Origin of the sequence: Paenibacillus sp. FSL R10-2788 (assembly GCF_038003885.1) — a bacterium.
Lineage (GTDB): Bacteria > Bacillota > Bacilli > Paenibacillales > Paenibacillaceae > Paenibacillus_AQ > Paenibacillus_AQ odorifer.
This window is the reverse complement of the sequence record NZ_JBBOQA010000001.1, coordinates 3,229,009-3,242,055: the sequence shown is the minus strand read 5'-3', so window position 1 is coordinate 3,242,055 and position 13,047 is coordinate 3,229,009. Positions and strand designations below refer to the sequence as shown.

The following is a 13,047-nucleotide window of genomic DNA, read 5'->3' as shown; positions in this document are numbered from 1 at the left end:
CGCCCTATCTATCTTTATATTTGACTTCATTAATTCAGTAATCCATTCCCAATCGATGTATAGAGATTTAAAGCACAAAAAGTAGTTGGTATTTGAGAAAAAACACTTTATAGTAAAACTCAGGGAGGAATAGTAAGTTTATGGAATACGGGATTGCTACCAGTAAATACAAAATCAATAGATAAGGATGATTGAAAATGAAAAGGTTTGGTCGATATTTGATACTATACACTATGGTTATTGCTCTATTAATGCCATCCACTGTGTTTGCTGCTGATAAGAAATTGCTCAACGAAGCGAGTATTACTTTGTCTAGTGATGTTATTCCCGTGGGTGGAACCACAAAAATAAAAGTTCGCTTACTAGCTGAAATGACCAGTCTTACATATGCAAAATTGACACCTGAAGTTTCTGATGAATCTATACTTACCATTGAATTGGATGGTTACTCAGATTATATTATTACAGGAGTTCAAGAAGGTTCTGCAGAAGTAGTCTTCAACATTCCTGGTTGGTCTGAAGAAAGATTCCCTATTACCGTTCTATCTGAGGCAGATTATGAAGAAAAGATGAAAACGCCACAAGAAGTAATAGATTTCACAACCTATTCTAATCAAATAGCAGCGATTTTTAAATTTGACGAAATTGCCTCTGAGACATATGTAAAGAACAGAATAGATACAGGTAACAATAGAAAACAACGCTATACAGCGTTTAATAATGTGATCATTCCCAATTACACTAAGTTGGTAATAGAGGCGAAAAAGATCAAAGCACCCAATACAGAATTGCAGGCGTTACATGAAATCTATTTAAAAGCGATTAAGTTGCAATTAGAAGCAATGACAATGATGAAAGAAGCACTATACAAAACAAAGGTTTCTAGTACAGCTATTAATGCCGCAAATAAAAAGATGGATGAAGGCGTGAAGTATGAAGGACAGTTTGTAGATGGGATCAATAAATATCGGAAAAAATATGGTATTTAAGATTAAATTATAATCAAATTCCAAAAACCACGTCAGAGTTTCCTCTAACGTGGTTTTTTTGGATGATAAGCTATTTTTTTGAATAAACAATTTTCTTGATACTATCTCTAGAAAGGCAATATTCATCTGAAAGCTGGTCAACCGTTGCACCAACAGCAAATCTTAGACAGATTTCGATATTTCTAGATCTTAAGTATTTTCTGCTCCCTGATTTTTCGCCCCATTTTACATGTGATTCTTCAGGCTTAGGGATATAAACCATACCACCGTTGATATATTTCTGAATTTCCTCTAATAATTCTTTTGGGAAAATCGTATCTGCATTTACATATTTCATAATCGCTCTGCTCCTTAAACTTTTTAATGAGTTTGAAGGTAGCAAAGTCTATTCTGTAAACAACCCATGCACACTGCACTAGCGGTAAACTCAATTTTTCGCTCTATACAAACAACCGCCGTTGTTTATAAGTCTAGACTTTGCATAGAGCTGATCGCTAATCTTCTCACGATTGTACACCCTCCTTTTTATTGTATAGTTACTTGTTCCAAAATACGCTCAGCTGTCTTTTCTCCATTCGCAATACAATCCGGAATACCAACTCCATAATAAGAGCATCCGGCAAGGATAACATTAGGATACCTATCTGTCATCTTCTTCTCTAAGGATACTACAATTTGATGATGAAGTTTATGGTAATTTGGCATTACATCATGCCATTTGGTCACATCATAGGTAGCTGGCTGTCCTGTTATCCCGAGACTGGTCTGTATATCTTTCAAAGCCACCTTCAATAGTTCCTCTTCAGATAGCTTGATCAACGAATCATAATGAGGGTTTGAGCTCTTATAAAAGAGTCTGACAAGCAAACGCTGTTGTCCTGACGTATGCTCCCACTTGCGACTTGTCCACGTACACGCATTACATAGAACATCATCGCTGTTGGCAGTGATGAACCCTGTGCCATTCGCAGGCAACTGACTATCAGGGATATTAAATCCTAAATATACACTAATCATTGAACTATTATATAACTGATTGAAATCTTCATTTAGTTCTTCGTCTTGAAGTAGCGCTTGTGCAGTAGAATGCATCGTTCCAAGTACGACAACATCGGAGTCTATGATTCGTCCATCTGCCAAAGTTACCCGGTACTGCTCTCCACGTTTCTCAATTCTCTCGGCACGAATCCCTTTGATGATCTCCGAATTAGAAAGATGTTCTTCCATAGAATCGATCAAGGCAGATACACCTCCCTTGAATGACATGAACTTCTTATCGCCATTTCCTTGAAATTTGGCTTTATTAGCGGATAAACCCTGAATAATACTGCCGTATTCATTCTTATAATCAATCAAATAAGGCAGTGTCGAGGCAATTGTAAGTTCACTCAACTTCCCGGAATATACACCTGAAAGAACAGGTGAAATTTGCTTCTCGACAAGTTCCTTTCCTAAAAAAGCTTCTAGAAAATCACCCATGGAATCGTTTTTCGTAAACTTATTATTGGGTGTGTAGAAATCTTTGAGTGCTTCAACCTTTCCTTCAGCTGAGATCAGTTCTGTTGTAGCAAGCGACTCCATACTGAGTGGAATGCCAAAGACTGCATCTTTAGGAATTTGCTTCAGCTTACCTTCCGTATAAATAAAGGATATTCCTGTCGCGTTATATACGACCTCATGTTGTATACCCAATTCTTCAATCAGAGGTGCAACATTCGTTTTGCGGGTGACCATAGAATCTGCCCCAGACTCCATAATGAAGTCTTCTTGTTTTAGTGTTCTGATTTTGCCGCCCAGTCTATCGCTGGCTTCAACCAAAATAATTTTTACATCTAGCTTGTTATGCTCAATAGATTTCTGTAAATAGTAAGCGGTAGACAATCCAGTAATTCCCCCGCCTATCACGACAACTGTTCTCAATTCGTTGACACCTACCTCGTGGTTATAATCTGTATCAATTCAATTGTGTACATTATATCATAGGAATTTATAAGAATTTACATACCAACGTGTCAGATATGACACAAAAAAGCCGCGTTAAACGCGGCAATGATGGGCTAATAATTATATATTTTCCTGTTTTAATGCATCAATAATGTTCTCTTTTTTCACTTTTGAGCTTGAATATAACATGGCTGCGCTAACGATGATAAATACAGCCGCTATGACACACAAGATACTCATCCACGGAAGTGTGAATCCATAAGAGAAGCTGCTCATCATTGATCTATAGATCAAGTACATAATAACGATACTAATCGGAAGCCCGTATAGTAGTGACTTTATTCCATAAAAAACACTTTCGTAATTAATCATTTTATTAAAACCATTTGGTGTCATCCCCACAGACTTCAGCATTGCGAACTCTCTTTTACGAAGGGATATGCTGGTTGATATCGTATTAAAAATATTCGCAATTGATATTAAAGTAATCAAAGCAATAAAACCATAGGTGAAAATAGACATTAACATGATCATCTGCTCACTATTTTGTCTATTTTGATACACATTTTGAACATAGATATTCCGCTCTTTCATTTCCTCTATGGCTTGCTGTGTCGCTAATGAGTCTGTGCTGTTCAAGTTAAGCCGACTTTGAATATCTTTACTCATCGTATCATTTGTTAGTTTATCGAAGACTTGTTCAGAGACGATGATGTTTATTCCACCAACCATTGCTGAATGTACACCCATGGGACGTTTATCAGTTAGAGCGGCAATTTTTACGGGTAATAAATCCGTCTCTTTTTTTGTATCCCAATCCGTATAAAAAAGATCAAGCTTTTGGCCGACTTCAGAGTGAAAAGCTTTGGTCTCGACAATTTTTTTGGCTTTCTCATCCTCAAAAGTAACCGTATCATTCACAATAGCAGTCATCTGATCAAGCTTCGTTAGTTGTTCATAATTTGTACCGATCGTTTTTGCATAGGTTTTCAAACTCTGTTCATTTAGTGCATAAATCTGAATGTAGTAAGGATATTTCCCGTTCTTTAGAACACTCTTATCCGCCTGCACAATCTCTTGCAATTCTTTCGCCATATTTTTTTCATCAATCCATGAACTCACACTAAGTTCCCTAGTCACATTATATTCCGTTATATTAGGTAATTTGGATATCGATTTCGTCAACCGATCCACTTTTTGAGCGTCCTCAGTCCCCATATATACTTGGATATCATAGTTCAACCCATCCTGTGAGAGTTCTACCGACCTTGTCATATTAGAAGTGAACGCTGATACAGATAAAAACAAAACGATACTAATGACAAGTGAGAACACGGTTGCTTGGTACCTGCGTTTATTTCTCTTTAAATTCTTCAAACCAATTTCTGCTTCAATACCAAACAATCTGCGCACGAACTTGGATGTTTTCACAGCTTTACCAGAGAGCCTAACATCGGTTGTTTGTCTGATCGCATCAATAGCCGAGATCTTTGAAGCCTTTCTGGCTGGAAGATAGGTGGATATAAAAATTGTCAGTATTGAAACTAAACAAGCGGTTAGTAGAGACAGAGGTGTAACAACCAACGTTAATTTTTCTGTTATGCCTAATACATCTTGAATCATCGAATTGATAAACATAAAAGTGATCCCGATGCCTGCTATTCCGCAAATGATCCCAATGGGGATACTAATTAAACCGATAATCATTCCTTCAAAAAACACTGAATTCTGCTTCTGCCACTTTGTAGCCCCTACGCTGGAGAGCATCCCTAAATGACGTGCACGCTCCGAGACAGAGATCGCAAAAGCATTATAGATTAATGAAACGGAACCAATGATAATCACAACCATAATGATCACTGACAATGAAAGAAGTGTGTTACGTAAGCCATCGTTATTCGTCACACCATAGTAGCGGAGCAGACTATTATTATAAGAGATCGACTCGATATTGTTTTCTTTTGCCAATTCCTCTGCATGCTTGTATATGGAGCTATCCACCTTTTTTAATACAACCGTCGCTGTCGTTTTTTCGGCTGCTCCAATCATGCTTTCATCCACATAACTTAAGGCAGTATAGCCAGGAGACCATGTTGGTTCCCAAGTAGGACGTTTTATCACTCCCACAATCGTATAGTTCATTGGTTTTTTATGAATAATCTTTTCAAGCAGTGTATCCTCTTCAGTCCGTAATCGTTCATTCTGAGATAGGGGTTGGCCACTATTTTCACCATCGCTAGTGACACGTTCACCAACATCAAGCGTTAAAGTTTCCCCCATCTTGTAAGTGACTTTTGCATTCTTTGCAATCTCCTCAGAAATGACTACTTCGTGGTTTGTCTTCGGGAGTCTACCTTCCAGCAGTTCAATCGGAAATTGTTTAAAACCAGCTGCATTATATTCCTTGATATACCAATAAGGTTTATTCTCATTCTTCCCACCCTCTAAAGGGGCGTAACCACGATCGTTGGAGATCACTAGTGCTTTTGTCGCATCATCTGTTTCTATCGCTTTGAGCTGAGCTTTAGTAACATTTCTATATTGGACATGCCATTCTCCATTTGTCGAGATACTTTGCTTCTTCATTAATTCCATAAAAGAAAAACCTAAGGTCGCGACAGCCGTTACCATAGCTACAGAAATAATGACTCCAATGATAGTAACCAATGTTCTTCGCTTATTCTGTTTCAAATGTCTTATAGTTAATTTGTTTACGATATTCACGGACGAATCACCTCATCTTTAGCGATCCTTCCATCTTCAATAGTAATGACCCGATCTGCTTGCAAGGCAATACGTTCATCGTGAGTAATAACAATAAGTGTTTGATTATACGTTTTATTAAACATTTTTAGTAATTCAATAATTTCACTACTATTCTTGCTATCTAGATTACCAGTTGGCTCATCTGCCAGCATAATTGCAGGATTACTAATTAACGCTCTGCCTATGGATACCCGCTGCTGCTGTCCGCCTGATAGCTGATTCGGCAGATGTTTTAAACGATTGTCCAGATTCAACGCCTTCACGGTATCCGCAAACTGTTTCTTATCCACCTTATGCTGATCGAGCAGTAACGGTAGTGTGATATTCTCTTCGACCGTCAACACCGGTATGAGATTATAGAACTGATAAATCAGACCAATTTGTCTGCGTCTAAAGATCGCCAGCTGTGTTTCATTCAAATCGTAAATATCCGTGTTATCTACAAATACTTTGCCGCTTGTCGGTCTATCCACTCCACCTAATAAATGCAGAATGGTTGATTTTCCTGAGCCGGATGGTCCGATAATCGCTACGAATTCACCTTTTTTAATTGAAAACGATACGTCATCCAGAGCCTTTACTGCAGTCTCGCCTTTACCATATGTTTTAGACAGATGTTCAATCTTTAAAATATCCATTGTTAGACCTCCATTTGTTGATGAGATCAGTATATCTGTCTACAATGACTCTCCAGTGACTCTTAAGTGACATTCTAGTCACTAAGCCATAAGTGTTAAATCACTTGCTTGTAAAATTTGATCTGAAATTGTGTACCCTTTCCTACTTCACTCATCACATCAATCGTTCCGTTTTGTTCAGTGATAATACTTTGCGCCAAGGCAAGTCCAATTCCAACGCTGTCTTCGTTTGCATTTGTCCCCTTGTAGAATCGTTTGAAAATATAGGGGATCTCTGCCTTAGGAATTCCTTTGCCATTATCAGTAATGACAATTTCCGTGAACAGCGTGTTTTCTGCAAAAGAAATCGTGATCACTCCCCCAGCAGGTGTATGCTCTACACAGTTTTTCAGAATGTTAATGATGGCCTCTGTGGTCCAATTGAGATCACCTATGAATGAGCTAGCGTCTTCTCCTTCGATTAAGATCCGTTGCTCCTTAATATCCATAGGAATCAGTATGGGCTCCATAGATTTCTGAACAAGCCTCTTTACTTTTATTGAATCTTTTTTAAATTGAATGGTTCCGGCATCGATCTTTGAGAACTTTAATAATGAAGAAACCAGCCAGCCAATCCGATCGAGCCGAAGGCTGATTTTCCGCGTAAATTCTATTCTTTTCTCAACGTTCAGTTCAGGGTCGCTTAATAAATCTGCCATCACGGTCATGGAGGTAAGTGGTGTTTTGAGCTGATGGGAGATGTCGGAGATCGCATTGGTAAGCTTTATTTTATCCTCTTGCAACAGCAAACGCTGCTCCGATAACATCAACGTCACCTTATAAATATCATTTTTCAGGATACTAAGCTCGCCTTCCTGATTATCACGAACATCGAGCGAATAATTACCGCTGCTAATTTGACGTAGATACCCTGAAAGCTTCTCAATTTCGCGGTATCTCCAGCGGGTAAATAATAAACAACAACCTATAAGCAGAACTGAAGTTACCGCCGTGATCCCCATCGCCCCTGATGAAATAAATGCCGTTACTATAATCGCCAGAAGGCTGATCGTAGACATCGTTAGTAATAACCATCTAAATTCTTTGTTACGTAACATCCTAATCACCAACCTTATACCCTAAACCGCGTACTGTTTTGATTAAGGTGGGCTCTTGCGGGTTATCCTCTAACTTTTCCCGTAAGCGTTTAATATACACAGACAATGTATTATCATTTACAAATTCTCCGGCGACATCCCAAATCCGCTCTAACAATTGATTTCTGGAAAGGACTTGTCCCACATGATTAGCAAATATCAGAAGCAGACGATATTCTAATGCTGTTAGCAGAACTTCATTGCCGTTCTTATAAACTTTTCCTTCTAGCGTATTAATCCGTACATTCTCTAGTTCAAAATTAGACGGGGTCTGAGCCTGCTTGTTATATCTCCTTAACACCGATTTAATGCGTGATAACAGCTCACGAATCCGAAATGGCTTAGTTATGTAATCGTCTGCTCCCATATCAAGTCCCATCACTACATTGACCTCATCATCAATCGCAGTTAAAAAGATGACCGGAATATCGCTCCGCTCCTTCACGATCTTACACAGATCATATCCGCTGCCATCCGGTAGAGAGAGATCAAAAATGCAAAGTGTTACTTCAGATATCTGCTCCGCCAACACCCTCCTAGCAGAGGTTGCATCATAACATAAAATAGTTTCAAAATGATCCTGCTGCAAGGAATATTCAAGTCCTGACGCAATGGTTCTATCGTCCTCTACGAGCAATATTCTCATCAATGTTCATCCTAACCTAATAATTTGCGAAACTGTCATATTGAAAAAGCACTACACTTATATTGATGAATTTGCTGAAATCCTAAACGGAGCGCTAGCTTTCGGGAAGCTTCATTATCTAATGAACAGTCCCAATAAGGTGTAAAACCATTTGCAAGTATATCTCCCGCTACTAAAGCCGCTAAATGGGTCCCCACTCCTCTATTCTGATACTTGGAGAGGGTTTCAATTCCGATAGCATGAGTATCCACAGTAACGAAACTAGAATAACATACACCAATGATCTCAGCTCCCTCAATAGCAGCATATCCATAGCCTGTTGCCTTAAAATCTTTTTTCGATGACCAGAATAAATCAATATTCTCATGTACAAATTCCATGTGCTTTAAATCTAAGTTCTCCCAATCCTGTATTTTAAGATTTATAGTTCTAATCCCATTATTAAGGGACTCAGCGGGCTTGTGGAATAACTTGAACACCATTTGTTCAAAAGGATATAGCTTCCTAGAAGGAAACATCAATGCCAGATCCCATTCATCGTGTTGACCTGAGACTTCAAAATACTCCAGCCCAAGCTTTTTCATCCTCGGTGCAATATGACTGGATACATAACTATCTAAGCTTTTGATAAATATCTCATTGGTGTGATCGCCTATAATATAAAATCCTTGCATCCCCTTACTCCATACCAACGCGCTTTTCGGTGTTACAAGTTGATCTACAAAAATCCAGCCCGGATTATTTCCCTCGATGATGGAGAGAATTTCAGGATGAATAAGAGCACCTGTAAGTAACGGTTTCACTTCAATAAAGTCCTGTTGAGATAATTCAAGCATATGAACACTCCTCGACAACAATTTATCTAAATAACTGAGCAATACTTAAAAGAATAATTCCCCTTTGTATATTCTATAAGATAATTCAACAGATTGCTTATTATTAAATCCGATCGGGGTATCCTAAATAAAAAAGAATTGAACCCAATGCTTAACGCACAGGCCCAATCCTTTATTTGGAGTATCCATAATGACCGAAATCAGCTTGCATTATTGACCTATCATACCACCGTCGACTGTATATAGAGAACCCGTTACGAATGAAGCCTCATCCGACAGAAGGAAGTTCATCACAGCGGCAACTTCTTGCGGTTCACCGTAGCGACCCATTGGTGTTGCAGCTTCGTTAGCTGCCTTGTATTCTTCTGCACTTCTGAAATTATTCTCAATTTTACGCATCATTTGTGTATTGATCGTTCCTGGCAGTACCGCATTAACACGAATGCCAAGTGGTGCAAGCTCATTTGCAGCTACGCGAGTCAGACCAATTACAGCATGCTTAGACATAATGTAAGGGGCCATGCCTGGTGCGCCCATGAGTCCTGCCAGAGAAGAAGTGTTCAGAATAGCACCTGAGTTTTGTTTTTTCATCACAGGAATTACATAGTGTAGTCCAAGAAATACACCACGTACATTGACGTTGTATACAAGATCAAGTGCTTTGACGTTAAGCTCTTCGATTTGACCTGCTGGACCTTCAATTCCGGCATTGTTTGCAAAATAATCAATGGCACCAAATTTTTCTACCGCTTTATTAACATAATTCTGAACGTCTTCTTCATTAGAGACATCCGCAGCTACAGCTAAAGAGTTAGATTCATTTAAGCCTAAATCTTGGATAATATTTTTTATCGCTTCTTCATTCAGATCGACAAGTACAAGATTCAGTTTACGATCAGACAATCGACGGGCAAGCTCCTTACCGATTCCTCCTGCAGCTCCAGTAATTACAGCAGTTTTTACATATGATTCACTCATTGTATATTCGCATCCTTTGTTATGAATTGGCTATATATTATAGTCTTAGGAGATGAGATAACCTATCTCTATTACTAGAGTACACCCCATTAGTTAATCTGTTCAATAATCAGAATTTTAATCAATGTCGCCTAACCAACAGAACTGATCTCTGTGTTTACTTATGTCTAAATCTTGAACATTGGCTGATCTTTTGTTACTTTTAAAGTAGGAATTATAAATGAACGATAAAAAGATCATAGCTGGGGGTAGTTTTTTTGATACAGGAAGAGCATGAAGACAGAAGAACCAGAAGAACACGCCAAGCTCTGAAATCTGCATTCGTTGAACTAATATTGGAAAATAGTTATGATTCAGTTACGATATTGGACGTGACTAATCGAGCGGATTACAATCGAGGGACTTTTTATAAGCATTTTGAGAGTAAAGAGGCTTTGCTTAAGGAAATACATGATGAATTTCTACAGGGCATAGGTGAAGCGCTAATAGACCCTTATGAGGGAATGGATCGGATTGAGGCAACAGAGGTTTTCCCTTCCATTTTGCAGTTGTTCGAATATATTGAGGGGCATAAAGCTGAGTTTTTGGCCTTATCCGCAGTGGAACGAGGGAAAATGACTGTTGAACTGTTCGACCGTTTACGGGAATCCATGCGTGAGGATATGCGGATTGAGATAGAAGCTGATGCTGCTCCCGTGGTTTATGAAATTATGTTGAGTTACCAAATGTCTGCTACAGTAGGTGTCATTATGCACTGGGCTGAAGTCAATTTCAAATATTCGGCGAGCTATATGGCAGAACAGTTAATTACACTGGTTAACAGCAAAATAGACCATATAGCGTTTATGAAAAAATCAAATGGATAAGAAACGAAACGCAAGCAGCTAATACGGAAACAAAAATTCAAGAAACCAGAGCATTGAGAGATGATCTCAAATGCTCTGGTTTTTTAGTGTAGCAGTGCTCTACTCAGCGAATATCTTTTACTCGAATATTATTTCCTAACAGACTGGCATCACTACTTAATTTAAATGTAGGGTAATTTGCATCTGCTTCAAGTCGCATCTGTTCATCAAATAAAGATTCCTGTTGACGATCAACAAAAAATGTAAAAGGCTCTTTCTGAACTTCAATATCTGTAGCATAGGGTTCACTAATGATCTGAATTACGATCACGCCATTACAACCACACCCCTCTGTATCGAAGAACAATTTAAAATCACCTAGCCGTTCCCCAAGGTTTTCTTTTAACTTATCTACTGTTAGTGCGTTTAGTTCTATGTGCATAAGATACTCTACTCCTTATTTTGTAATTTAGACTACCCTTCAATCGATTCATCGTTGCTTGCCCCAGGCGGGACAATTGGATAGACATTTGTTTCTTCGATGACATCAAATTCCATAATAGCAGGACCTTCGGTATTCATAGCATGTTGGATTATGGCTTTAGCCTCTTCTTTAGTGCTGGCTTGATAACCTTGTGCACCAAAGGATTTAGCGAGTGCGGCAAAGTCAGGTGAACTAATCTGTACGGCTGAGTATCTTTTGTTCAAGAATAGTTCCTGCCACTGACGCACCATTCCTAAATAACCATTTTTCAAAATAACTACTTTTACATTGAGCTGCAAATCTACAGCTGTCATGATTTCCTGCATATTCATTTGAAAGCTTCCATCCCCACTTATACATACAACCTGCCGTTCCGGAAAAGCAACTGCTGCTCCAATAGCTGCAGGAAACCCGTAACCCATAGTACCCAATCCTCCAGAGGTTAGAAAGGTACGCGGCTTTTTAAAATTATAGTGATGTGCTGTCCAGATTTGATGTTGTCCTACATCCGTGGAAATAATAGCATCGGAGACAGTTGCATGATCAACGTACCGAATAACGTCTTGAGGTGTCAATCTCGATTCATGATGATCTCTAAATGGTTGAATTGGACATCTGCTCCATTTATTGATCTGGTCATGCCATTCAGGAATCTTTCTATCTGATAAGCGATTAAGCATTTCCTGTAATACGTTTGTTATAGAATCACAAAGAGCTAGATCCATCTCTATATTTTTATCAAATTCAGCTTCATCTATGTCCACTTGGATTTTATACGAATGAGGAGAGAACGCTCTGCGTTTTCCTGTTACACGATCACTAAATCTGACGCCGAGACAAACTAGAACATCAGCTGCTTGTATAGCGCGGTTCGCGGCCACCGTTCCATGCATACCTACCATTCCTAAGTGCAATGGATGATCAGATGGAAACGCCCCTATACCCATCAGAGTAGAAGCAACTGGAAGATCGAGGCGTTCTGCCAAATTAAGCAATAAGGAAGGGGTTTCACCTGCTACACATCCCCCGCCGATCAATAGTAAGGGTCTGGCAGCATTCCGAAGTTTCTCCGCCATCGTATCCAAGTCATTCCCATTAGACTGATTAGCAACTGAATATCCACGAATAGAAACAAATGATTGTTGTTCGGGAATTTCGTATATTATTGGAGTTGTGTCCATCATAACATTTTTAGGCAGATCAATAAGAACTGGGCCAGGACGTCCTGTAGTTGCCAAATAAAAAGCTTCATCAATGATGCGTGGGAGATCACTCTTATTCATTACTATGTAATTATGCTTCGTGATGGACATGGTCATGCCATAAATATCAACCTCCTGAAAGCTGTCTAATCCAATCATATCCGTGGGGACCTGACCAGTTAGTACAATCAGTGGAATGGAGTCCATAAAAGCTGTCGCTATCCCAGTTATAGCATTGGTGGCTCCAGGACCACTAGTTACGAGTGTAACGCCTACACTTCCTGTCGCTCTCGCGAAACCATCTGCGGCATGTACTGCAGCCTGTTCATGCCGTACTAAAATATGCTCTAATCCTTCACAATCGAACAATGCATCATATACAGGCAGTACAGCCCCACCGGGGTAACCAAAAATCGTTGAAATACCTTTCCTCAATAACAAGTCTACTAACAATTCTGCTCCCGACATTAGATAATTTCTCCTTTCCTTCTATGCTCCAGATTTACTGCTTTGGCAAAGTATAAATCGATTTTCTTCTCCTCTCGTGTGACTGCCATCACTTCTAATTTGACAGTCATGCGTC

The 13,047-nt window shown here is 39.1% G+C and carries 12 protein-coding genes; 2 read left to right on the top strand and 10 right to left on the bottom strand.

Going from position 1 to position 13,047, the window contains the following annotated elements; genetic code table 11:
- The first annotated feature begins 197 nt into the window (after positions 1-197).
- Entirely contained in the window at positions 198-989 is a 792-nt protein-coding gene (locus NSQ50_RS14450) for a hypothetical protein (protein ID WP_076215425.1), read from the top strand.
- 70 nt (positions 990-1,059) lie between these two features.
- On the opposite strand, the gene NSQ50_RS14445 is transcribed toward NSQ50_RS14450, so the two are convergent.
- From NSQ50_RS14445 to NSQ50_RS14410, 8 genes are all read right to left on the bottom strand, one after another.
- Positions 1,060-1,326: a CD3324 family protein gene (locus tag NSQ50_RS14445; protein ID WP_038570858.1), complete on the bottom strand. Its 267-nt coding sequence runs from the start codon at positions 1,324-1,326 to the stop codon at positions 1,060-1,062.
- A gap of 188 nt (positions 1,327-1,514) precedes the next feature.
- A complete protein-coding gene (locus NSQ50_RS14440) occupies positions 1,515-2,909 on the bottom strand; it encodes a protoporphyrinogen oxidase (RefSeq protein WP_076215429.1) in 1,395 nt (464 codons plus the stop codon).
- A gap of 144 nt (positions 2,910-3,053) precedes the next feature.
- A complete protein-coding gene (locus NSQ50_RS14435; protein ID WP_076222579.1) occupies positions 3,054-5,657 on the bottom strand; it encodes an ABC transporter permease in 2,604 nt (867 codons plus the stop codon).
- Complete coding sequence (locus tag NSQ50_RS14430) at positions 5,654-6,337, bottom strand: ABC transporter ATP-binding protein (protein WP_036678042.1); 684 nt, start codon at positions 6,335-6,337, stop codon at positions 5,654-5,656. Before NSQ50_RS14430 ends, NSQ50_RS14435 begins: the two co-directional genes overlap by 4 nt.
- Before the next feature lie 95 nt (positions 6,338-6,432).
- The gene (locus tag NSQ50_RS14425) at positions 6,433-7,434 is read right to left on the bottom strand and encodes a sensor histidine kinase (RefSeq protein WP_076222581.1); all 1,002 of its coding nucleotides are present in this window, start codon (positions 7,432-7,434) and stop codon (positions 6,433-6,435) included.
- Position 7,435: 1 nt separating this feature from the next.
- The gene (locus NSQ50_RS14420; protein WP_076144212.1) at positions 7,436-8,119 is read right to left on the bottom strand and encodes a response regulator transcription factor; all 684 of its coding nucleotides are present in this window, start codon (positions 8,117-8,119) and stop codon (positions 7,436-7,438) included.
- A 35-nt stretch (positions 8,120-8,154) separates the two neighbouring features.
- Positions 8,155-8,955, bottom strand: a complete 801-nt coding sequence (locus NSQ50_RS14415) for a GNAT family N-acetyltransferase (RefSeq protein ID WP_076144214.1) — start codon at positions 8,953-8,955, stop codon at positions 8,155-8,157.
- A gap of 210 nt (positions 8,956-9,165) precedes the next feature.
- Complete coding sequence (locus NSQ50_RS14410; RefSeq protein ID WP_076222583.1) at positions 9,166-9,933, bottom strand: SDR family NAD(P)-dependent oxidoreductase; 768 nt, start codon at positions 9,931-9,933, stop codon at positions 9,166-9,168.
- Between the two features lie 257 nt (positions 9,934-10,190).
- On the opposite strand from NSQ50_RS14410, the gene NSQ50_RS14405 reads away from it, so the two are divergent.
- Positions 10,191-10,799: a TetR/AcrR family transcriptional regulator gene (locus tag NSQ50_RS14405; RefSeq protein ID WP_076222585.1), complete on the top strand. Its 609-nt coding sequence runs from the start codon at positions 10,191-10,193 to the stop codon at positions 10,797-10,799.
- A gap of 103 nt (positions 10,800-10,902) precedes the next feature.
- On the opposite strand, the gene NSQ50_RS14400 is transcribed toward NSQ50_RS14405, so the two are convergent.
- Together NSQ50_RS14400 and ilvB are read right to left on the bottom strand one after the other, a co-directional pair.
- Positions 10,903-11,220 carry an iron-sulfur cluster biosynthesis family protein gene (locus NSQ50_RS14400; RefSeq protein WP_076146069.1) on the bottom strand — a complete coding sequence of 106 codons (318 nt, stop codon included), beginning with the start codon at positions 11,218-11,220 and terminating at the stop codon, positions 10,903-10,905.
- A 32-nt stretch (positions 11,221-11,252) separates the two neighbouring features.
- Positions 11,253-12,932, bottom strand: coding sequence for a biosynthetic-type acetolactate synthase large subunit (gene ilvB / locus NSQ50_RS14395; protein WP_036678058.1), 1,680 nt, complete (start codon positions 12,930-12,932; stop codon positions 11,253-11,255).
- Between the last annotated feature and the right edge of the window lie 115 nt (positions 12,933-13,047).